Origin of the sequence: Microbacterium ureisolvens, assembly GCF_019511645.1 — a bacterium.
Lineage (GTDB): Bacteria > Actinomycetota > Actinomycetes > Actinomycetales > Microbacteriaceae > Microbacterium > Microbacterium ureisolvens_A.
Genome location: NZ_JAEUAX010000007.1, coordinates 98,156 through 118,940, shown reverse-complemented (window position 1 = coordinate 118,940; position 20,785 = coordinate 98,156). Strand labels below are relative to the sequence as shown.

The window sequence follows — 20,785 nt, the reverse complement described above, 5'->3', positions numbered from 1 at the left end:
CGCATGGGATCGCTCACCGCCCTCTGGAACCGCGTCTTCGCGGTGCTCGGCCGCATGTCGATGTACCGCCTCGCCTATTTCGCGCTCGCCGCGCTCGCCGTCGTGGCGGTGCTGCTGTCTCTCTTCGGCCTCGTCGGGCCCGACCCCCTCGAGCTGATCGCGACGCTGGTCGTGCTCTCGGCCGTGTGCGTGGGGGTGGATGCCGCCGCCCAGCGCGTGCTGAAGCTCCCGTGGCGGCTCGAATCGTCGCTCATCACGGCGCACATCCTCCTGTTCGTGCTGCGTCCGACGTACGAGCTGGTCGGGCTCATCGGGATCGCGATCGCTGCGGCCGTCGCCTCGCTGTCGAAGTACGTGCTCGCATGGCGCGGCCGCCACATCTTCAACCCCGCGGCGGTCGGCGCGACCGTCCTGACCCTCCTGAGCCTCGCGTGGCCCGCGCTGGGCGCCTCGGCGTGGTGGGTGGGCACGCCCGCGCTCGCCGCGCCGGTGATCCTGCTGGGCCTGGCCGTCCTCGTGCGCACCGAGAAGGTGCGCGTCATCGCGGTGTTCCTCGTGGTCGCGGTCGCGGTCGCCGTCATCCGCACCTCGGTGCAGTACCAGCAGGCGGGCCTCCAGACCGAGGTGCTGGATCTCCTCTGGCCGGTCCTGTGGTCGTCGCCGTTCCTCTTCCTCGGCGCGTTCATGCTCTCCGAGCCGCTGACGCTCCCACCGCGCCGCTGGCAGCAGTTCGTCGTCGCCGGTGTCGTGGGGGTGCTCGCGGGCTGGCCGATCCCGGTCGGCGACATCACCCTCGGCCAGGAGCGCGCGCTCCTGGTCGGCAACCTCGTGGCCTTCGCGTTCGCCGTGCGCACCGCGGTGCGGCTCACGCTCGTCGCGCGTTCGGAGCCGACCCCGACCGTCCAGGAGCTCACGTTCCGCGTGCACGACCGGCTCGCGTTCCTGCCCGGCCAGTACCTCGAGCTCGAGGTGCCGCACCGCCACCCCGACGCGCGCGGCACGCGCCGCGAGTTCAGCATCGCGTCGGCGCCGGCCGACCTGCCGTTCGTCAAGGTCGCCTTCAAGGAGGGGAAGACCTCACAGGCGCTCAGCTCGTACAAGAAGGCGCTCGCGCTGGTCGAGCCCGGGGACGAGCTCGCCATCACCGGCGTGTGGGGCGACTTCCTGCTCCCCAAGCGCGACGCCGCGCCGATCCTCATGGTCGCAGCCGGCATCGGCGTGACGCCGTTCGTGTCACAGCTCGGCCAGGCGAGGGCGATGGGCCTCGACCGCGACGTGGTCCTGGTCTACGTCGCGTCGGACTCCTCGGAGCTGGCGTACCGCGATGAGATCGAGGCATCCGGAGCCCGCGTCGTGGTGTTCACGCGCGACCGGCCTGCCGACCTCCCCGCCCACTGGACGTGGGCGCAGGGCGTGCGCCTCGACGCCGACGGCCTCGTGAGGGTCGTGCCCGACATCGCCGCGCGCCACGCGTACATCTCCGGCCCGGCGGGCCTGATCGCCGAGCTCGCCCCCGCGCTCGAGAAGGCCCGCTCGATCACGACCGACGCCTTCAGCGGCTACTGACCACGGGGTCGGCGGGGCGAGCGGGCAGACGCACCTCGAAGGTGGTGTCGCCGGGCGCGCTTTCGACACGGATGCTGCCGCCGTGGGCGTCGACGATGGCACGGGCGATCGAGAGCCCGAGGCCGGTGCCGCCGGTCTGACGGGCACGTGAGCGATCGGCGCGGGAGAAGCGCTCGAAGAGCTCGTCCTTGATCGAGGGGTCGATCCCCGGGCCGTCATCGTGCACGCGGAGGATCGCGTCGTGACCGTTGCGCGACACGCTCACGGTGACCGTGGTGCCGGCCGGCGTGTGCGTGCGGGCGTTGGCGAGCAGGTTCGCGGCGACCTGGTGCAGGCGTCCGGTGTCTCCGGCGATGAGAACCGGCTCGTCGCCCACCTCGAGCACCCACTCGTGGTCGGGCCCTGTGGGCGTGACGTCGGCGACCGCGTCGATCGCGAGCCGGGTCAGGTCCACGGTGCCGTAGACGAGCTCCTGGCCCTCGTCGAGCCGGGCGAGCAGCAGCAGGTCCTCGACGAGCGAGGTCATGCGCAGCGACTGCGCCTGGATGCGCTCCAGCGACGCCTCGGTCGTCTCGAGCGCCGTGCTCTGCCCGCGGCCCAGCGCCGTGAGCGACAGCTCGGAGTACCCGCGGATCGACGCGAGGGGCGTGCGCAGTTCGTGGCTGGCGTCGGCGACGAAGCTGCGCATGCGCTCTTCGTTGCGCTGGCGGGCGGTGAGCGACTCGTCGACGTGATCGAGCAGCGTGTTGAGGGCCGCCCCGACGCGTCCCACCTCGGTGCGCGGGTCGGCCTGCCGCACCGGCACCCGTTCCGCGATCGAGACCTCGCCCTGGTCCAGCTGCAGCGACGACACCCGCGCGGCGGTGTCGGCGACGGCGCGCAGCGGAGCCAGCCCTCGGCGGATCGTCCAGGCGGTCGCGACGGCGAGGAGGAGCAGGCCGCCCGCCGTGAGGAGGCCGATCGTGATCAGCATCCGGGAGAGGGTCTCGGTGATCCCGGCGCGAGACAGGCCGACGATCGCGAAGGCGTTTCCCAGTGGGACCCCTTCGATGCGGTAGGTGCCGAGTCCGTCGATCGTCACGACGAACTGCCCGCGCTGGTTCTTCAGGCTGTCGGCGATGGACTGAATCTGGTCGTCCGTGAGGGCGACGACGTCGCCCTCGGAGTCGACGACCGCGGCCGAAGGCTCGCCGCGCGTCGACTCGACGGCGAGGAAGAACCCTGGACGCGGCGCCGGCTGCTGCTCGAGGATCTGCTGCGCGGTGAATCCGGAGGCGATGGGCACGCGCATGAACTCGACACTCTGCTGGGCGGACTTCACCTCCGCCTCCAGCTGCTGTTCCAGCACCTGGCCGAGGATCGCGCTGGTCGCGACGGCGACGAGCACCATGATGAACGACGTGATGCCGACGACGGTGACGATGAGCCGGCGCTGCAGCGTCCACGGCGCGCGGCGGGGGAGCGCCTCGGCCGGGGCTTCCACGAAGTCACCGGATGCCTCTGCCCGCGCGTCTGCGCCGGCCGAGGCATCCGCCACTGTCCCCGTCGTGGGGTTCCCGTCGGACGTCACTGCGGCGCCTTGATCATGTATCCGACGCCGCGCACGGTGTGGATGAGGGGCTCGTGGCCCGCGTCGATCTTCCTGCGAAGGTACGAGATGTAGAGCTCAACGACGCTGGAGCGGCCGCCGAAGTCGTAGTTCCACACGCGGTCCAGGATCTGCGCCTTCGACACCACGCGACGCTGGTTGCGCATGAGGTAGCGCAGCAGCTCGAACTCGGTCGCGGTGAGCTCGATCTCGGAGCCCGCGCGCTCGACCTCGTGGCTGTCCTCGTTCAGGGTGAGGTCCCCGACGCGGAGGATCGGCTCGGCGCCCGCGGCATGGGCGGTGCCGGCGCGACGCATCAGCCCGCGCAGGCGTGCGACCACCTCTTCGAGGCTGAAGGGCTTCGTGACGTAGTCGTCGCCTCCGGCGGTGAGCCCCGCGACCCGGTCCGTCACGGCGTCCTTGGCGGTCAGGAACAGCACCGGCACGTCGTCGCCGGCCTGACGCAGCCGCTGCAGCACGGCCATGCCGTCGAGATCGGGCATCATGATGTCGAGCACCATCGCATCGGGCTCGAACTCGCGCGCCGATTGCAGCGCCTCGAAGCCGGAGCCCGCGGTGCGGACCTCCCAACCCTCCATGCGCAGCGCCATCGACAGCAGGTCGGTGAGCATCTGCTCGTCGTCGACCACGAGGACGCGGAGGTTCGAGCCGTCGGGACGCAGGAGTGCCGGTGCGGGGTTGGTCATGCGTCCATTGTGGACGCCTTCCTATGCGGTTCCTATGGAGCCGGCTATGCAGCGGCTGTGAGATCGGCCGCTCCCGAAAGGAAGGCTGCGAGTCGGGAACCCGGCGCTCCTCAGCTCTCGCCTCGCGACTGCGCTGTCGCCTTCATAGGTCGCACCTAGCTCCCGCTGGAGAGGCGCATCACATCCCTTCGTAGCGTCACGACGACGGCCGGCATTCCGCCCGCCCAGGAGGAGACCCATGTACATGACCTATCTGCGGCGGGAGCTGGCCGGCCGCAAGAAGCAGACGATCATCGTGGCCGCCGGCCTCGCGATCGCCATCGCGCTCGTGATGATCGTGAACTCGCTCGCCGCGGGGGTGAGCTCCGCACAGGCGAAGGCGCTCGAGTCCGTCTACGGCGTCGGCACCGACCTCACGGTCACCGGAGCCCAGGCGGAGCCCGGTGAGGGCGGCGGCGCGCGCTTCGATTTCGGCGAGGACGCCGGCTCGACGACCGACGACGGTACGACCGAGCTGAGTCAGTCCCGCCTCATGACGGACTTCATGCGCGGCACGCTCGACGCCTCCACCGTCGAAACGGTCGCGGAGGTGGAGGGCGTCGCCGCGGCGTCCGGGGCACTGAGCCTCACGAACTCGACCTTCTCGGGAGAGCTGCCGCAGCGCCCGGCCGACGGCGCCGAGGGCGACGTGACGCAGGCGCAGCCGCCGCAGCAGGGGGAGGGCGGCAGCTTCGGCGGCGGCTCGTTCGACGTCGACTCGTTCACGGTTCTGGGCATCGATCCGTCGGCGGACGCGGTCGGCCCGCTGTCGGCCGTGGAGGTGTCCGACGGTCGCGGCCTCGAGTCCTCCGACGAGGGCGCGTATGTGGCCGTGCTCGATGCGACCTACGCCACCACGGCGGAGCTCGCCGTCGGCGACACCATCGACGTCGGCGGCCAGGACTTCGAGGTCGTCGGCATCGTCACGTCCACCTCGGACGAGGCCGACACCGCGTCGAACGTGTACATCCCCCTCGACGTGGCGCAGGAGCTCTCCGGCGCGGGCGATGTCGTGTCGACGGTCTACGTACAGGCCGACTCGTCGGACTCGATCGCCTCGGTGCAGGCGGCGATCCAGGAGGAGCTGCCGGAGGCGACCGTCAGCTCGCAGTCGGACCTGGCCTCCACCGTGTCGGGATCGCTCTCGAGCGCCTCGTCACTGATCACCAACCTCGGCACGTGGCTCTCGATCATCGTCCTCGCGGTGGCGCTCGTCCTCGCGGTGCTGTTCACGATCTCCGGCGTCTCGCGTCGCACCCGCGAGTTCGGCACGCTCAAGGCCATCGGCTGGTCGAACGGCCGCGTGGTCGGCCAGGTCGCGGGGGAGTCGGTCGTGCAGGGCGCGATCGGCGGCGTCGGTGGACTCGTCATCGGCCTCGCCGGCATTCTCGCGATCAACCTCATCTCGCCGACGATCTCGACAGCCCCGACGGCGCAGACGTTCGGCCCCGGTGGCGAGGGCGGCGCCCCGATGGGCGGCGGGCCCGGTGCGTTCGGCAGCGCCATGCAGTCGGCCGGCACCGACATCGTGCTCTCCGCACCGATCACCCTGTGGGTCGTCGTCGCCGCGGTCGGCATCGCGGTCCTAGGCGGTCTCGTCGCCGGCGCGTTCGGCGGCTGGCGCGCGGCCCGGCTGAGCCCCGCCGAAGCGCTCCGATCGGTCGGTTGAGGCATCCCATGGCCGACCACATCCCCACCGCACCCGAACTCACCTCACCGACGGGAGAGCACGTCATGACCATCATCGACACCGAGCCGCAATCAGTTCCGGATGCTGCGCCCCCGGCGCGGTACCGTCTCGAAGGCGTGACCCGCACCTACTCGCAGAAGGGCCGCATCGTGAAGGCGCTCGCGGGCGTCGACCTCACCATCGAGGCAGGCGATTTCGTCACGATCCAGGGCCCGACCGGCGGCGGAAAGTCGACGCTCCTGCAGCTGCTGGGCGCGCTGGACCGGCCCACCACCGGCTCGGTGCACCTCGGCGAGATCGACATCGCGACCGCGAACAACCGCGAGCTCGGCCGCATCCGCGCGCACGAGATCGGCTTCGTGTTCCAGGGATTCAACCTCATCCCGACGCTCACGGCTCACGAGAACGTGGACATGGCGCTCGAGCCGCTGGGATTGTCGAGGGACGAGCGCCGCGCACGCGTCGCCGAGGCCCTCACGCACGTCGGTCTCGCCGAGCGCGCGGACCACCGGCCCGGCGAGCTGTCGGGCGGTCAGCAGCAGCGCGTCGCGATCGCGCGTGCCATCGTCAAGCGTCCACGCGTGCTCCTCGCCGACGAGCCCACCGGCAACCTCGACGAGAGCATGCGCGACGAGATCCTCGCCGTGCTCCAGTCGCTCAACGAGGAAGGGCTCACGCTCGTCGTCGTGACGCACGACTCGGCCGTCGCGCGACGCGCCCGGCGCCGACTGCGCCTCGACAAGGGCACGGTGCGCGACATCACCCGCTGAGCCTGCTCGTCCGATCAGCCCGCCGAGCGGGCATGGGCCGCGATGCGATCGAAGACCGCATCGCGGCCCTCGTCGATCTCCTGGGCCTCGGGGTGGGCGTCGTAGTACGCCAGGATTCGGCGCGCGCCCTCGTCGAACGTCACCGTGGTGCGGAACTCGGGCACGAGCTGCGTCACCTTCGACACGTCGAACACCATCGAATGCGCCTTGTCGCCGATCAGGCCCGGACCGAGCTCGGGATCGAACGCGGCGATGGTGTCGGACGCAACGTGCACCAGGTCGGGGGAGGCGACGCCCGCGGCGTCGGCCAGCCAGCCGTAGATCTGGTTCCACGTGGGTGCGTGCGTACCGGTGATGGTGAAGGCCTCGCCGATCGCGGCCGGGTTGCCCAGCAGGCCTGTGAAGGCGACTGCGAAGTCGTCGGCGTGCGTGATCGTCCACAGGCTCGTGCCGTCGCCGTGGACGATCACCGGGCGCCCCGCGCGCATGCGGGCGATGTCGTTCCAGTGGCCCATGGTCGGCAGCAGCCGTTCGTCGTAGGTGTGCGAGGGGCGGATGATCGTGACCGGCAGACCGCGCTCGCGGTGGGCCGCGACCAGCACGTCTTCGCAGGCGATCTTGTCGCGCGAGTACTGCCAGAACGGGTTGCGCAGGGGGGTGGACTCCGTTACCGGAAGGCGGCGCGGCGGCTTCTCGTACGCCGATGCCGAGCTGATGAAGACGTACTGGCCGGTGCGGCCCTCGAAGAGATCGAGGTCGCTCGCGATGTGCTCGGGAGTGAACGCGAGGAACTCCGCGACCACATCGAACCGACGGTCGCCGATGGCGGCGCCGACGGCAGCAGGATTGCGGATGTCGGCCTCGATGAGCTCCACCTCCGGCGGGAGCGGCCGCCGGGCGCTGCCGCGGTTCAGGACCGCGACGTCGTGCCCGAGGGCGACCGAGCGGCGCACGCACGCCGCGCTGATGGTTCCGGTACCGCCGATGTAGAGGATGCTCGTCACCCTCGCGAGCCTACGCCCGTCCGGCGACGTACCGCGGCGAGGCTGCCCCGCTGAGGGCGAACACCCTGGTCGATGTCGGCGATGCCCCCTAGCGTGGCCGTCATGAGCAACGACGACTTCAGCGCCGGCTCCGTCGGCACCGTCATCCGTCCGGGCGATTCCGAATGGGAATCGGCCCGCCGCTTCCACTCCGGCATCGGCTCGCCTGCCGCCGTCATCCGTGCCGCCACCGTCGACGACGTGCGCGGCGCACTCCGCTACGCCTCGGCCGAGAGGCTCGACATCATGATCCGCTGCGGTGGCCACAGCGCCTGGGGCGGGGTGCCCGGCGGCCTCACGCTCGACATCTCCGCTCTCGACGACATCGAGATCGACGGCACCCGAGTGCGCGTCGGCGGCGGAGGGCAGTGGGGCTCCGTCGCACGCGTCCTGGCCGAACGCGGCCTGGGCATCAGCTCGGGCGACACCGCGTCGGTCGGCGTCGGCGGGCTCACCCTCGGCGGCGGCATCGGCTGGATGGTGCGAGCCTGGGGCCTCGCCTGCGACCAGCTCGTGGGCGCGCAGTTGGTCACCGCCCGCGGCGACGTTGTGGAGGCGACGGATGCCTCGCACCCCGAGCTGCTGTGGGCGCTCCGCGGCGGCGGGGGCAACTTCGGCGTCGTCACCCGGTTCGACTTCGAGGCGCACCCGCTCGACGGGGTCGTGCACGCGGTGTTCGGGATCGACGGCGACGCGCGCCCGATCATCCGCATGCTGCGAGACGTGATGGCCGATGCTCCCCGCGAACTCACGGTCACCTACATGGACGTTCCCGCGATGGACCCGAACGCGCCGGCGGGCGCCTCCATCACAGCGGTGTGGATCGGCACCGACGAGGAGGCCGCGCGTCGCGCGCTGGCGCCGCTCGCGGATGCGCCCGGGGTCACGGAACGCGAGTTCGGGGTGCAGGACTACCCCGACGTCCTCCTCGAAGCTCCTGAGTTCGACCCCGAGCAGCCGATGCCGGGGTTCGTCGGCGGCAACACGCTGCTGCCGGTCCTCGACGACGACACCATCGAGCGCCTCGTGTCGTTCCGCGAGCAGCATCCGGCATCCGTCGCCTTCCTGCGCTCGCTGGGCGGCGCGTATGGCGATGTCGCGCAGGACGACTCGGCATTCCCGGCGCGTGATGCGACGTGGTTCGCCATGGCCGGCGCGTTCGACGTGCCCGGCATGCTCGACGACCGGACCCGGGCTCAGGTCGTCGCCGAATGGGACGCCATCGAAGCGGAAGGCTCCGGCGTGTACGGCAACTTCAGCGTGTCGACCGAGGCGTCGTTCGCCGATCGGATGTACCCGCCCGCGACCATGGCCCGTCTCGCGGCGGTCAAGCGCGAGTGGGACCCCGGAAACGTGTTCTGCCGAAACCACAACGTCAAGCCGGGCCCGAACGGCCAGGCCGGCTGACGCCGGGGCCGCGGCCGGGCCAGACGCCGAGGGCGGATCCCCACCAGGGGGATCCGCCCTCGGAGCGTGGGCTCGATGCGTCAGTGCGTGTCTTCGGCTTCGATCTCGGTGCGGTCGCCCGACCACAGCGTGTGGAAGGTGCCTTCCTTGTCGATGCGCTTGTAGGTGTGGGCGCCGAAGAAGTCGCGCTGGCCCTGGATGAGGGCGGCGGGCAGGCGTTCGGCGCGCAGGCCGTCGTAGTACGACAGCGACGACGAGAACGCCGGAGCGGGGATCCCCGCGCCTGCGGCGGCCGACACGATGCGGCGCCACGCACCCTGGGCGCGGCCGAGCGCCTCGACGAAGTACGGCGCGGTGAGCAGCACGGGCAGCTCGGGCTGCGCGTCATAGGCGTCGGCGATGCGGTTGAGGAACTGCGCGCGGATGATGCAGCCGGCGCGCCAGATCTTCGACACGGCGCCGAGGTCGATGGTCCAGTCGTACTCGGCCGCGCCGGCGCGGATCTCGTCGAAGCCCTGCGAGTAGGCGACGATCTTCGACGCGTACAGTGCGAGGCGCACGTCCTCGATGAACGCGTCGGCGTCGTCGACCTTGAGGCCCTCGTCGGGGCCGGGCAGGTCGCGGGAGACCGCGCGCTGCTCGGGGTGGCTGGACAGCGAGCGGGCGAAGGTGGCCTCGGCGATGCCGGAGACGGGCACGCCGAGCGACAGCGCGGTCTGCACGGTCCAGGCGCCGGTGCCCTTGGCGCCCGCCTGGTCGAGGATGACGTCGACGAGCGGCTTGCCCGTCTCGGCGTCGACCTGGCGCAGCACCTCGGCGGTGATCTCGATCAGGTACGACTCGAGCTCGCCGCGGTTCCACTCGGCGAAGACCTCGGCGATCTCGGCGGGGGTCTTGCCGGTGCCGCGGCGGATCAGGTCGTAGGCCTCGGCGATGAGCTGCATGTCGGCGTACTCGATGCCGTTGTGCACCATCTTCACGAAGTGACCGGCGCCGTCGTGGCCGACGTGCGTGACGCACGGCTCGCCCTCGGCGATCGCAGCGATCGACTTGAGGATCGGGCCGAGGGTCACCCACGACTCGTCCGAGCCGCCCGGCATGATCGACGGGCCGTTGAGCGCACCCTCCTCGCCGCCGGAGATGCCGGCGCCGACGAAGTTGATGCCCGTCTCACGCACCGCCTTCTCGCGGCGGATGGTGTCGGTGAACAGCGCGTTGCCGCCGTCGACGATGATGTCGCCGGGCTCGAAGACCTCGACCAGCGAGTCGATGACCGCGTCGGTGGGGCGTCCGGCCTTGACCATGATGATCGCGGCGCGCGGCTTCTGCAGTGACGCCGCGAACTCCTCGTACGAGAACGCCGGCACGAACTCGGCCTCGGGGTGCGCCTCGGTCAGCTCGTCGGTCTTGGACCGGCTGCGGTTGTACACCGCGACGGTGTTGCCCTCGCGGCTGGCCAGGTTGCGTGCGAGGTTGGACCCCATCACCGCGAGGCCGACCACGCCGATGTTCGCGGTGGCGACCGCCGTCGCCCGCGGTCCCTCGGGCTCCGGGGTGGGCCGGGCGACATCCTCGGGCGCCGGCGCGGCCTCGTGCGCCTGCGTCGCCTCGTCGGGCGCCTGGTCCTGATCCGTCGAGATGTCGGTCCGGCTCGAGTTGACGGAAAGGTCGTTGGAAGACACACGCACTCCTGGGGTTAAGTCGTCTTTTCAGCCTAAAGTCTGGCGCGTCCGTGTTACACGGCATGGCCGAGTTCTCACGCGGCGGCAGGGCCGGTTGTGAGCGGGTCGGGGTGTCGCGGCTCGTGGCTGACGTGACGAGCCTAGCCCGGGAGGGTTGTCGGTCTCCGCGAGAGCGTCACGAACCTTCGAGTCGGAGCGCCGATGCGACGAGCGCCGCCTGCTCCTCGGGGGCGAGCGCGATGTCGACGTCGATCGCCTGCTCGTCGGAGCCGGGCGGCTCGAGCGTCGCGAACTGCGAGTCGAGCAGGGCCGGGGGCATGAAATGCCCCTGCCGTCGCATCATGCGATCGCGCACGACCGCGGCGTCTCCTGTGAAGTTCACGAAAGTGACGTTGTCGCGGCGGAGGATGTCGCGGTAGCTGCGCTTGAGGGCCGAGCACGTGATGATCCCGGGTTCGCCCGCCGCGCGCCGCTCGTCGATCCATGCGGCCACGAGCTCGAGCCACGGGATCCGGTCCTCGTCGGTCAGCGCATGGCCGCGCCGCATCTTGTCGACGTTCTCGGCGGGGTGCAGGTCGTCGCCCTCCTGGAACGGCCATCCCAGCCTGCCGGAGAGCATGGCCCCCACGGTCGACTTGCCGGTTCCGGACGGGCCCATCAGCACCAGGACCGGCGGGGTCGACAGCATCCGTGCTCCTTTCTGCTCGCTCATACGAACACCCCGATGACGAGCACGCCCAACAGGCCGACGACCGAGATGAGGCACTCGAGAACCGTCCAGCTCTTGAGAGTCTGCGGGATGCTGAGACCGAAGTACTCCTTGATGAGCCAGAAGCCCGCGTCGTTGACGTGTGAGAGGAAGACCGATCCCGAGCCGATGGCGAGCACCAGCAGTGCCGACATGGCCGGGTCGAGGCCCTCGGTGAGCGGCTGGAGGATGCCGGCCGCGGTGATCGTGGCGACGGTGGCTGATCCGGTGGCGACGCGGATCACGGCGGCCACGAGCCACGCGAGGAACAGGATCGACAACCCCGACTCGGCGATGAGGTTCGCGATCACGTCGCCGATCCCGGTGTCGACGAGCACCTGCTTGAACCCGCCGCCGGCGCCGACGATGAGCAGGATGCCGGCGATCGGGCCGAGCGAGGAGCCCACCGACTTCGCGATCTCGGCGCGGCCGAACCCGGCTCCGCCGCCGAGCACGAAGAAGCCCACGATCACGGCGATCAGCAGGGCGACCGCGGGGGTTCCGAGGAAATCGATGACCGCCTTCGCGGGAGCGGTCGAGCCCGGCGCGACGATGTCGGCGATCGCGCGGGCGAGCATGAGGACGACGGGCAGCAGGATGCTCGCGAGCGTCGCGGCGAACGACGGGCGCCGGGTCTGCTGCTCGCCCTCGTCCTCGGCGGTGACGAACAGGTCGGGCACGGGAACGCGCACCCACCGCGCGGCGAGACCCGAGAACAGGGGGCCGGCGACGATCACGGCAGGGATGGCGACCAGAACGCCGAGGGCGAGGGTGAGGCCGAGGTTGGCGCCCAGGATGTCGATCGCAGCGAGCGGCCCGGGGTGAGGCGGCACGAGACCGTGCATCGCGGACAGGCCGGCGAGCGTCGGGATCGCGATCTTCATCAGCGGCAGGCCCGAGCGACGTGCGACGAGGATGATGACCGGCACGAGCAGGACGAGGCCGACCTCGAAGAACATCGGCAGGCCGATGATCGCGCCGATGAACCCCATGATCCAGGGGAGGCTCCGGGGTGTGGCGCGTGCCACGAGGGTGTCGACGATGCGGTCGGCGCCGCCGGAATCGGCCAGCAGCTTGCCGTAGATGGCGCCGAGGGCGATGAGGATGCCGACGCCGCCCATCGTCGTGCCGAAGCCCGTCGTGAAGCTCACGATCGTCTTGCCGGGCTCGAACCCGGCGATGATCCCCGTGGCGATGGCGCCCAGCATCAGGGCGAGGAACGGGTGCACCTTCAGCCAGGTGATCAGCACCACGATGATCGCGATGCCGATGACGGCGGCGGTGAGCAGCTGCCACGGCGGGCCGACGGGAGTCACCTCGACGGCGGTGGGCAAGGAGAGAAGTCCGGAGAGATCCATGAGCGTCCTTGATCGAAAAGGGTCGGTCTTTGACCCGGGGTTGCGGTTTAGTCTGACGTGATTGCCGATTTCTGTCAATATGTATGACATAAAAATCCCATACCGGCCGAATGCCCGACAAGACGACCGCCGTGCGGCACAATCGGCACCATGGCCGAAACACCTCACGGCAGCCCGGTACACGACGCGCTCGTCGAGCGGCTCGGCGCCGCGATCGTCCACGGCGAACATCCCGCCGGCTCGCGGCTGCTGACCACGGAGCTGGCCGAGTCGTCGGGCGCCTCCCGCTCCGCGGCGCGGGAGGCGGTCAGGGTCCTCGAGTCGCTGGGGCTCGTCCAGGTGCGCCGGAAGGCGGGTATCGAGGTGCTGCCGGTGGAGCAGTGGAACGTCTACGCCCCCGAGATCATCGCCTGGCGGCTCGACGGGCCCGGACGCGCTCGGCAGCTGCACGAGCTGAGCGAGCTGCGCGGCGCGGTCGAGCCGCTCGCGGCCCGTCTGGCGGCCGCCCACGCGACCGACGCCCAGCGTCAGGAGCTCGTCGCCGCGGCCCTGAGCATGGCGCGTCACGACCAGCAGGCGGCGGAGGCCGGCTACCTCGAGGCCGATGTGCGGTTCCACCGCACGCTGCTCAGCGCCTCCGGGAACCCGATGCTCGGGGTGCTGGGCTCGGTGGTGCAGGCGGTGCTCGAGGGCCGCACGCGTCACGCGCTCATGCCGCGCGAGGCGAACCCCGATGCGGTGCGCTGGCACCGCGACGTTGCGTTCGCGGTCGCGAGCGGGGAAGCGGATGCCGCGTTCGAGGCGATGACGCGGATCGTCAGCGAATCCGACGCCGCGATGGACGAGGCCGTGGGGGACGACCTCGCCGGGGTGCCCGGGGAGCGGTAGCGCTCAAGACCCGGGCGGTGGCTCTCAGTCCTTGCGGTAGCCCTGTCGGCCGAGGCTCCAGAACGCGAGCACCGTGCCCAGGGCGCCGACGGCGGCCATGGCGCCGATGAGCCAGAGAAGAGCGTGGCTTGCGAAGCCGTAGTCCATGGGGTCCTCCGTGTGCGCGGGAAGCAGTGCGTTCCTCATCGTAGCGGGGGCGCTGGTAGACTCTTGTCCGAACTTCGGCGAGGGATGCCTCGCGCCCGTCGATCGCGGCGGGCTGCGGCATCCGTGATCGACGCGGTGATGCCGGCCCCCGGGCTTTCCTCACGCGTGCGCGTTCGAGTCGAAGACATCCCCAATACCCGGGCCCGCCACCGCGCAGGCCGATCCGGAACGGCCTCGCGCCGCCGCAGACAAGGGCCCCGTGCCCGCAAGGAGAACACCATGTCGACCGAGCCCGACACCAAGGTCCAGGCCGAGGTCCGCGAGAACTTCGGCAAGGGCTTCGCCCGCCGCCTCCGCGCCGCCGGCAAGATCCCCGCCGTCATCTACGGCCACGGCACCGACCCGGTGCACGTCGCGCTCCCGGGCCACCAGGTCTCGCTGCTCATCCGTCGCGCCAACGCGGTGCTCGAGCTCGACCTCGACGGCACGTCGCAGCTGACGCTGGTGAAGGACGTCCAGAAGGACCCGGTGCACCAGATCGTCGAGCACATCGACCTCCTCGTCGTGAAGAAGGGCGAGAAGATCCAGGTCGAGGTCCCCGTCGTCGTCCTGGGCGAGCCCGTCGCTGGCACGATCGTCAACCTCGACGCGCAGACCGTGTCGCTCGAGGTCGAGGCCACCCACATCCCCGAGCACATCGAGGTCGATGTCGAGGGCCTCGAAGAGGGCACCCACATCACCGCCGGTGACCTGAAGCTCCCGAGGGGCGCGGCGCTGGTCGCCGAGCCCGACCTGCTCGTCGTGGCCGTCGCCGTCCCCGCCGCGGCCCTCGCCGCCGAGGAGGAGATCGCCGAGGCCGACGCCGAGACCGCCGCCGAGCAGTCGGAGGCCTCGGAGGCCGCCGCGGAGGCTGCCGCCGAGTAATCGGACGCCGAGCGATCGGATCGCTTTCCGGCGAGGGGGTGCGGATTCCGCGCCCCCTCGCCGCGTCTCATGAGGGGCCTGCGCCGCCGCCGCGGCGCGGGCTCGGGCAGGATGGATGACATGGCAGACACGTGGCTGATCGTGGGACTCGGCAACCCCGGCCCGCGCTACGAGCTCACGCGGCACAACGTGGGTCAGCTCGTCGTCGACGAGCTCGCCGGCCGCCGCGGCGAGTCCTTCAAGGCGCACAAGGCGAACGCGCGGGTCGCGGAGACGTGGCTGCGCCCCGGCGGGCCGAAGCTCATCCTCGCCAAGCCCAACACCTTCATGAACGTCTCGGGAGGTCCGGTGGTGGGGCTCGCGAAGTTCTACGGCATCGACGCCGGCCACGTCGTGGTCGTGCACGACGAGCTCGACATCCCGTTCGACACGATCAAGCTCAAGGTCGGCGGGGGGCACGGCGGACACAACGGCGTCCGCGACGTCGCGAAGGCCCTCGACACCCCCGAGTTCCCGCGCGTGCGCGTCGGCATCGGGCGTCCTCCCGGGCGCCAGGACGCCGCCGACTGGGTGCTCGACCCGTTCGGCGCCACCGAGCGCAAGAACCTGCCGATCCTCCTCGGCGACGCCGCCGACGCGGTCGAGCAGCTGGTCGCCGAAGGCCTGCTTGCCACGCAGCAGAAGCACCACGCCCCCCGCGTCTGAGCTCCCTGCGGCTCGGCCATACGGGTCCTCTCGCATCCTCATCCGAGGCCCCTGTGGCGCGGTCCTTCGGGTCGTCTCGCATCCTCATCTGAGGTCGAGAGCCGAGATGCGGACCGATGACGCGATCTTGCTCCGCACCCCGGCTCACGTCCTGGAATGAGGAGTAGGCGGGGCGGATGCTGCGACCCGGCCGCCGCGCCGGTTCAGCCGCCGATGCCGGTCCCGGCGGCGAGGCCGGCGGTGAGGAAACCCTGGACGACCGCGCCGAAGGCGATCGGGCCGAGCGCGGCGATGACGACGGCCGCGATCCCCGCGCCGCGGCCGCGCGACGTGACGATCGCGACGATGCCCTGAATGAGCGCCCACACTCCGAGCGCCGTCCCCACCCAGAAAGAGACCTCGCCCAGCAGCACCCAGTCGCGCACGGGCGTCAGCACGCCCCAGTCGAAGTCGCCGGTGAAAGGTCGTGACACCACCTCGCGGCCGGCGCCCAGCCCGATGTTGAAGCTCGCGATCGCGGCGACGAGGCTCGCACCGACGGTCGCCACGAGCGCCAGGGCGAGGGCGGTGAACCCGAGCACGCCGCCGCGCTTCGCGGGTGCGGGCGGGCCGTAGAGGGCACCGGGTCCGGCGGACGCGACCGGGTAACCCGCCGCAGGCGCGTACCCCGGCGGGGGCGCGTACACGCCGGCCGGGGGAGCGGACCAGCCCTGCGGGGCGCCCGGCGGCTGCGCCGGCGCGCCTGCTGCGCTCGTCGGCGTCCCGAACGGCGCCGCCGAGGGCGGTGCCCACACCGCGGGCACAGCGGGCGGATCCTGGGGCGCGGGGGACGCATCGGGCTGGCTCACAGCCTCATCCTAGGAGCCGCCCGAGCCCGCGGCGGGTCTCGATGTCGGCCCTGCGTCGTAGACTCGTGCGGTGACAGTTCCCGGGATCGTGCGCGCCCTCGAACAGGCTGAGCCTTTCCGGGACGCGTTGGCCGCGGCATCCGTCGATGCCGACTTCTCGCTCGTCGAAGGACTCGACGCTCCGCTCGTCGCGGCCCTGCTCGAGCGGCGCCGCGCCGCCGGCAAGCCGCCGGTCGTGCTGCTCGTCGCGCCGACCGGTCGCCGGGCGGAGTCCCTGGGCCCCGCTCTGGGCGCGCTGCTGCCGGGGGCCCAAGTGCTGCACTTCCCGGCGTGGGAGACGCTTCCGCACGAACGCCTGAGCCCGAGCGCCGAGACCGTCGGCGCGCGACTGGACGTCCTCACGCGGATCGCTCGCTGGGACGCGGCGACACCGCTCGTCATCACCGCGTCAGTGCGCGGAGCCATCCAGCCGCTGGCTGCCGGCCTCACCGAGGTCGACCCGATCGAGCTCGTCGTGGGCGGCCGCGGTCACGACCTCGGCGACGTGTCGGCGCGTCTTGTCGAGCTCGCGTACCACCGCGTCGACATGGTGTCGCGGCGTGGCGAGTTCGCCCTGCGCGGCGGCATCCTCGACGTCTTCCCGCCCACCGCACCGCACCCGTACCGGGTCGAGTTCTTCGGCGACGAGGTCGACGAGATGAGGGCGTTCTCGGTCGCCGATCAGCGGTCGCTGCCCGGAGAGGTGCGCGAGGTCACCCTCCTTCCGAGCCGCGAGCTGCTGCTGACGGATGCCGTGCGCGGGCGCGCCCGCCAGCTCAAGGACGAGTTCCCCGGTCTCGCGGGCATGCTCGAGAAGATGTCCGAGGGCATCCCGGTCGAGGGCATGGAGTCGCTGCTGCCCGCTGTCGTGGACCGCCTCGTCACGCTCGTCGATTACCTCCCCGAGAGCGCAGCGGTCGCCCTGGTCGACCCCGAGCGCGCGGTCACCCGCGCGATCACCCTGGGCGAGACCAACCGCGAGTTCCTCGATGCGGCGTGGAGCGCCGCGACCGCCGGGGCGAGCACGCCGATCGACCTGGGTGCGGGCGACTTCCTGACCCTGCCCGAGCTTCGCGAGGCCGCTCGCGATCGCAGCGGCGTCTGGTGGACGCTGAGCGCCTTCGACTCCGGACACGCGGATGCCGCGGCCGAGGGCCTGATCGACGACGACATCGACGTCGCGCTCGAGCAAGCCGCGGCGATCCGCGTGCCGGGCACGGCCGTGCCCTCGTTCCAGGGCAACGTCGAGGGCGCCACCGACCACGTCGGCGCCCTGCTCGCAGGCGGCTGGCGGGTCGTGGTGGCGGCCTCCGGGGCCGGACTCGTCGAGCGCGCACGCGATGTGCTGGCCGAGCGCGGCATCGCGGCGCGCAAGGTCGACGAGGTGCTGCACGCACCCGAGCCGGGCGTCGCACATGTCGTCGTGAGCGTGCTCGAACGCGGCTTCGAGGCCCCCGACGCCAAGCTGGCCGTGCTCACCGAGTCGGAGTTCTACGGCCGCACGATCGGCGGCGACAACCGCGTCGTCAAGAAGCTCGCCTCTCGCCGCAAGGCGGTCGTCGACCCGCTCAAGCTCACCGCAGGCGACTACGTCGTGCATGCCACGCACGGCATCGGCAAGTTCGTGGAGCTCACGCAGCGCGAGGTGTCCAGCGGCGGCCGCAACGCCGTCAAGAGCATGCGCGAGTACCTCGTGCTCGAGTACGCCCCCTCCAAGCGCGGGTACCCCGGCGACAAGCTCTTCGTGCCGACCGACCAGCTCGACCTGCTCTCGCGATACGTCGGCGGCGAGGCGCCCTCGCTGTCGAAGATGGGCGGCAGTGACTGGGCGCAGGCCAAGAGCAAGGCGCGCCGGGCGGTGCGCGACATCGCGGTCGAGCTCGTCAAGCTGTATTCCGCGCGCATGGCGGCCAAGGGTCACGCGTTCGGCACCGACACGCCGTGGCAGCGTGAGCTGGAGGAGGCGTTCCCGTTCGCCGAGACGCCCGACCAACTGCAGACGATCGACGAGATCAAGGCCGACATGGAGAAGCCGATCCCGATGGACCGGCTGCTGTCGGGCGACGTGGGCTTCGGCAAGACCGAGGTCGCCGTGCGTGCCGCCTTCAAGGCGATCCAGGACGGCAAGCAGGTCGCGATGCTCGTGCCGACGACGCTCCTCGTCAAGCAGCACCTCGAGACGTTCACCGAGCGCTTCGCCGGATTCCCGGTGAAGGTGCGCCCGCTGTCGCGCTTCCAGACCGACAAGCAGGCGCGCGACACGATCGCCGGGCTCGCCGACGGCACCGTCGACATGGTCATCGGCACGCACCGCATCCTCACCGAGAAGGTGCTGTTCAAAGACCTGGGCCTCATGATCATCGACGAGGAGCAGCGTTTCGGCGTCGAACACAAGGACCAGCTGAAGAAACTGAAGACCAACGTCGACATCCTCGCGATGAGCGCGACGCCCATCCCGCGCACGCTCGAGATGGCTGTCACCGGCATCCGCGAGATGTCGACGTTGCAGACGCCCCCGGAAGACCGGCATCCGATCCTGTCGTATGTCGGCGCCCGCAACGACAAGCAGATCGCCGCGGCCATCCGCCGGGAACTCCTGCGCGAGGGCCAGGTCTTCTATGTCCACAACCGCGTGCAGTCGATCCAGCGCGTCGCGTCCGAGCTCGCCGAGCTCGTCCCCGAGGCGCGGATCGCCGTCGCGCACGGTCAGATGGGTGAGCATCAGCTCGAGCAGGTCGTCGACGACTTCTGGGAGCGCAAGGCCGACGTGCTCGTGTCGACGACGATCATCGAGACCGGCCTCGACATCTCCAACGCGAACACGATCATCATCGACCGCGCCGACAAGTACGGCCTCAGCCAGCTGCACCAGCTGCGCGGTCGCGTGGGCCGCGCGCGTGAGCGTGCCTACGCCTACTTCCTCTACGACGACATGAAGCCGCTGAGTGAGACGGCAGCCGACCGGCTCGAGACGATCGCGGTCAACAACGATCTGGGATCGGGCATGCAGGTCGCCCTCAAGGACCTCGAGATCCGCGGCGCCGGCAACCTGCTCGGCGCCGAGCAGGCCGGCCACATCGCCGGCGTCGGGTTCGACCTGTACCTCCGCATGATCGGCGAGGCGGTGGCCACGTTCCGCGGTGAGGAGACCGAGGGCCCGACTGAGCTGCGGCTCGAGCTGCCCGTGCAGGCCCGCATCCCCGATTCGTACATCGACAGCGAGCGGCTTCGCCTGGAGGCGTATCAGAAGCTCTCTGCCGCGGCATCCGTCACCGCGCAGCCCGATGCGATCGACCTGGTCATCGAGGAGCTGACCGACCGGTACGGGGAGCCGCCCTCGGAGGTCGAGGGGCTGCTCGCCGTCGCCCGGCTGCGGCGCCGGGCCGGGCAGGCCGGACTCGCCGACGTCGTCGCGATGGGGCCGAATCTGCGGCTCGCGCCCGCGAACCTGCCCGACTCGATGCGCGTGCGCCTGCAGCGCCTCTACCCCAAGGCGAAGCTCGTCGCCGGGGGAGAGGCGATGGTGGTGCCCCTGCCGTCGGCGGGCGGCGGGCCGCTCGGCGACGACGAGCTCATCGCGTGGGTCGCTCAGCTCATCGAGCAGCTGTGGCCCGAGAAGAAGGCGGATGCTGCGACCCAGGCAGCTGCAGGCGCCTGAGACGCCGACGGGGCCGAGGCCACGCCCGAGACGGCGCTACGCTGGCCGCATCCACGAAGGCGGGAGGCACGAAAGATGCGATTCGAGCACCTCGGGGCACAGCCCCGGATCCACCCCGACGCGGTCGTGGCGGCGACGGCGGTGATCAGCGGCGACGTCGAGATCGGCGCGGACTGCCAGGTCCTGCACGGCGCCGTGATCACCGCCGAGGGCGGCGCCATCACCCTCGGGGCGAACGTGATCGTCATGGAGAACGCGCTCATCCGCGCCACCGCGACGAACCCCGTGCACATCGCCGACCACGTGCTCGTCGGGCCGATGGCGAGCGTCTCTGGCGCGGTGATCGAGGAGGAGGTGTTCCTCGCCACCGGCACACGCGTCTTCAACGGCGCGCGGATCGGCGCGCGCAGCGAGGTGCGCATCAACGCGGTCGTGCACCTGCGCACGACGCTCCCCGCCGAGACCACCGTGCCCATCGGCTGGGTCGCGGTGGGCGATCCCGTGCAGATCCTCCCGCCCGACCGCCACGAAGAGATCTGGGCCGCGCAGCGCGAACTCGACTTCCCGGGTTACGTGTTCGGCCTCGACCGGGAGACGCCCGACCTCATGGTGCAGCTCACCGAACGGTACGGCCGCAGCCTCGCGCGCCACGCGGACGACCGTCGGGTGGAGTGACGCGCATCGACCCGCGCGGGCAGCGACAGCGGAACGGATGCTGCGGGCCGCAGCATCCGTGAATCTCCGGCGTCAGTCCCAGGCGAGGCCGCAATCGCGGCAGCAGAACTCGAGGTGGTCGACCCAGCCGTCGTCGAGGTGACCCCGACGCTCCCACTCGATCCGGAACCACCGCGGTTCGGCCGCCCTCACATCGAGCGACCCGCACCAGGGGCAGACTTCGGCGACGACGATCCGTGCCATGGGCGCCACGGTACGCCGGGGTCGTGGTGATCCCGGTTGCGACGCGCGGCGCCGCCGGGG

At 71.1% G+C, this 20,785-nt stretch carries 18 protein-coding genes; 9 read left to right on the top strand and 9 right to left on the bottom strand.

The features are described from left to right. Positions 1-3 precede the first annotated feature (3 nt). Positions 4-1,566 carry an FAD-dependent oxidoreductase gene (locus tag JNB61_RS13940; RefSeq protein WP_220340006.1) on the top strand — a complete coding sequence of 521 codons (1,563 nt, stop codon included), beginning with the start codon at positions 4-6 and terminating at the stop codon, positions 1,564-1,566. Here the strand turns inward: JNB61_RS13940 and JNB61_RS13935 are convergent. Both JNB61_RS13935 and JNB61_RS13930 read right to left on the bottom strand, forming a co-directional pair. After that, a complete protein-coding gene (locus JNB61_RS13935) occupies positions 1,553-2,956 on the bottom strand; it encodes a sensor histidine kinase (RefSeq protein ID WP_220290097.1) in 1,404 nt (467 codons plus the stop codon). The genes JNB61_RS13940 and JNB61_RS13935 overlap by 14 nt on opposite strands. Before the next feature lie 176 nt (positions 2,957-3,132). Continuing rightward, the gene (locus tag JNB61_RS13930; RefSeq protein WP_220289928.1) at positions 3,133-3,861 is read right to left on the bottom strand and encodes a response regulator transcription factor; all 729 of its coding nucleotides are present in this window, start codon (positions 3,859-3,861) and stop codon (positions 3,133-3,135) included. 238 nt (positions 3,862-4,099) lie between these two features. On the opposite strand from JNB61_RS13930, the gene JNB61_RS13925 reads away from it, so the two are divergent. Both JNB61_RS13925 and JNB61_RS13920 read left to right on the top strand, forming a co-directional pair. Then, positions 4,100-5,569, top strand: coding sequence for an ABC transporter permease (locus JNB61_RS13925; RefSeq protein ID WP_220340005.1), 1,470 nt, complete (start codon positions 4,100-4,102; stop codon positions 5,567-5,569). Between the two features lie 65 nt (positions 5,570-5,634). Then, a complete protein-coding gene (locus JNB61_RS13920; protein ID WP_220340053.1) occupies positions 5,635-6,360 on the top strand; it encodes an ABC transporter ATP-binding protein in 726 nt (241 codons plus the stop codon). A 14-nt stretch (positions 6,361-6,374) separates the two neighbouring features. Here JNB61_RS13920 and JNB61_RS13915 read toward each other — a convergent pair whose 3' ends face one another. Further along, positions 6,375-7,364, bottom strand: coding sequence for an SDR family oxidoreductase (locus JNB61_RS13915; protein ID WP_220289924.1), 990 nt, complete (start codon positions 7,362-7,364; stop codon positions 6,375-6,377). Positions 7,365-7,466: 102 nt separating this feature from the next. On the opposite strand from JNB61_RS13915, the gene JNB61_RS13910 reads away from it, so the two are divergent. Continuing rightward, positions 7,467-8,810: an FAD-binding oxidoreductase gene (locus JNB61_RS13910; RefSeq protein WP_220340004.1), complete on the top strand. Its 1,344-nt coding sequence runs from the start codon at positions 7,467-7,469 to the stop codon at positions 8,808-8,810. An 80-nt stretch (positions 8,811-8,890) separates the two neighbouring features. On the opposite strand, the gene gndA is transcribed toward JNB61_RS13910, so the two are convergent. From gndA to JNB61_RS13895, 3 genes are all read right to left on the bottom strand, one after another. Further along, positions 8,891-10,318 (bottom strand): NADP-dependent phosphogluconate dehydrogenase, encoded by a 1,428-nt coding sequence (gndA, locus tag JNB61_RS13905; protein WP_374226642.1) that lies wholly within the window; start codon positions 10,316-10,318, stop codon positions 8,891-8,893. Positions 10,319-10,667: 349 nt separating this feature from the next. Further along, a complete protein-coding gene (locus JNB61_RS13900) occupies positions 10,668-11,180 on the bottom strand; it encodes a gluconokinase (protein WP_159843197.1) in 513 nt (170 codons plus the stop codon). A gap of 20 nt (positions 11,181-11,200) precedes the next feature. Continuing rightward, on the bottom strand, positions 11,201-12,598 hold the full coding sequence (locus tag JNB61_RS13895) for a GntP family permease (RefSeq protein ID WP_220340002.1): 1,398 nt from the start codon (positions 12,596-12,598) through the stop codon (positions 11,201-11,203). A 150-nt stretch (positions 12,599-12,748) separates the two neighbouring features. On the opposite strand from JNB61_RS13895, the gene JNB61_RS13890 reads away from it, so the two are divergent. Continuing rightward, a complete protein-coding gene (locus tag JNB61_RS13890; protein WP_220289907.1) occupies positions 12,749-13,486 on the top strand; it encodes a FadR/GntR family transcriptional regulator in 738 nt (245 codons plus the stop codon). 24 nt (positions 13,487-13,510) lie between these two features. Here JNB61_RS13890 and JNB61_RS20315 read toward each other — a convergent pair whose 3' ends face one another. Continuing rightward, positions 13,511-13,633: a hypothetical protein gene (locus tag JNB61_RS20315; RefSeq protein ID WP_262927523.1), complete on the bottom strand. Its 123-nt coding sequence runs from the start codon at positions 13,631-13,633 to the stop codon at positions 13,511-13,513. A 279-nt stretch (positions 13,634-13,912) separates the two neighbouring features. Between JNB61_RS20315 and JNB61_RS13885 the strand changes: the two genes are divergently transcribed. Both JNB61_RS13885 and pth read left to right on the top strand, forming a co-directional pair. Then, positions 13,913-14,557, top strand: coding sequence for a 50S ribosomal protein L25/general stress protein Ctc (locus tag JNB61_RS13885; protein WP_220340001.1), 645 nt, complete (start codon positions 13,913-13,915; stop codon positions 14,555-14,557). A gap of 120 nt (positions 14,558-14,677) precedes the next feature. Then, positions 14,678-15,262 carry an aminoacyl-tRNA hydrolase gene (gene pth, locus JNB61_RS13880; RefSeq protein WP_220340000.1) on the top strand — a complete coding sequence of 195 codons (585 nt, stop codon included), beginning with the start codon at positions 14,678-14,680 and terminating at the stop codon, positions 15,260-15,262. A gap of 203 nt (positions 15,263-15,465) precedes the next feature. On the opposite strand, the gene JNB61_RS13875 is transcribed toward pth, so the two are convergent. Further along, positions 15,466-16,110: a hypothetical protein gene (locus JNB61_RS13875; RefSeq protein WP_220339999.1), complete on the bottom strand. Its 645-nt coding sequence runs from the start codon at positions 16,108-16,110 to the stop codon at positions 15,466-15,468. Positions 16,111-16,180: 70 nt separating this feature from the next. On the opposite strand from JNB61_RS13875, the gene mfd reads away from it, so the two are divergent. Further along, complete coding sequence (mfd, locus tag JNB61_RS13870) at positions 16,181-19,807, top strand: transcription-repair coupling factor (RefSeq protein ID WP_220339998.1); 3,627 nt, start codon at positions 16,181-16,183, stop codon at positions 19,805-19,807. A gap of 75 nt (positions 19,808-19,882) precedes the next feature. Continuing rightward, positions 19,883-20,482: a gamma carbonic anhydrase family protein gene (locus JNB61_RS13865; protein ID WP_220339997.1), complete on the top strand. Its 600-nt coding sequence runs from the start codon at positions 19,883-19,885 to the stop codon at positions 20,480-20,482. A 72-nt stretch (positions 20,483-20,554) separates the two neighbouring features. Here the strand turns inward: JNB61_RS13865 and JNB61_RS13860 are convergent, their stop codons facing one another. After that, entirely contained in the window at positions 20,555-20,725 is a 171-nt protein-coding gene (locus tag JNB61_RS13860) for a hypothetical protein (RefSeq protein ID WP_159843209.1), read from the bottom strand. Between the last annotated feature and the right edge of the window lie 60 nt (positions 20,726-20,785).

What these genes read in the sequence shown, in the direction of transcription:
- pth (WP_220340000.1), top strand. Translation starts at nt 14,678, where the DNA reads ATGGCAGACACGTGGCTGATCGTGGGACTCGGCAACCCCGGCCCGCGC.
- JNB61_RS13900 (WP_159843197.1), bottom strand. Translation starts at nt 11,180, where the DNA reads ATGCTGTCGACCCCGCCGGTCCTGGTGCTGATGGGCCCGTCCGGAACC.
- JNB61_RS13930 (WP_220289928.1), bottom strand. Translation starts at nt 3,861, where the DNA reads ATGACCAACCCCGCACCGGCACTCCTGCGTCCCGACGGCTCGAACCTC.
- JNB61_RS13910 (WP_220340004.1), top strand. Translation starts at nt 7,467, where the DNA reads ATGAGCAACGACGACTTCAGCGCCGGCTCCGTCGGCACCGTCATCCGT.
- JNB61_RS13885 (WP_220340001.1), top strand. Translation starts at nt 13,913, where the DNA reads ATGTCGACCGAGCCCGACACCAAGGTCCAGGCCGAGGTCCGCGAGAAC.
- JNB61_RS13935 (WP_220290097.1), bottom strand. Translation starts at nt 2,956, where the DNA reads ATGGTGCTCGTCGCCGTCGCGACCAGCGCGATCCTCGGCCAGGTGCTG.
- JNB61_RS13890 (WP_220289907.1), top strand. Translation starts at nt 12,749, where the DNA reads ATGGCCGAAACACCTCACGGCAGCCCGGTACACGACGCGCTCGTCGAG.
- JNB61_RS13925 (WP_220340005.1), top strand. Translation starts at nt 4,100, where the DNA reads ATGTACATGACCTATCTGCGGCGGGAGCTGGCCGGCCGCAAGAAGCAG.
- JNB61_RS13920 (WP_220340053.1), top strand. Translation starts at nt 5,635, where the DNA reads ATGACCATCATCGACACCGAGCCGCAATCAGTTCCGGATGCTGCGCCC.
- JNB61_RS13895 (WP_220340002.1), bottom strand. Translation starts at nt 12,598, where the DNA reads ATGGATCTCTCCGGACTTCTCTCCTTGCCCACCGCCGTCGAGGTGACT.
- JNB61_RS13860 (WP_159843209.1), bottom strand. Translation starts at nt 20,725, where the DNA reads ATGGCACGGATCGTCGTCGCCGAAGTCTGCCCCTGGTGCGGGTCGCTC.
- JNB61_RS13865 (WP_220339997.1), top strand. Translation starts at nt 19,883, where the DNA reads ATGCGATTCGAGCACCTCGGGGCACAGCCCCGGATCCACCCCGACGCG.
- JNB61_RS20315 (WP_262927523.1), bottom strand. Translation starts at nt 13,633, where the DNA reads ATGGACTACGGCTTCGCAAGCCACGCTCTTCTCTGGCTCATCGGCGCC.
- JNB61_RS13940 (WP_220340006.1), top strand. Translation starts at nt 4, where the DNA reads ATGGGATCGCTCACCGCCCTCTGGAACCGCGTCTTCGCGGTGCTCGGC.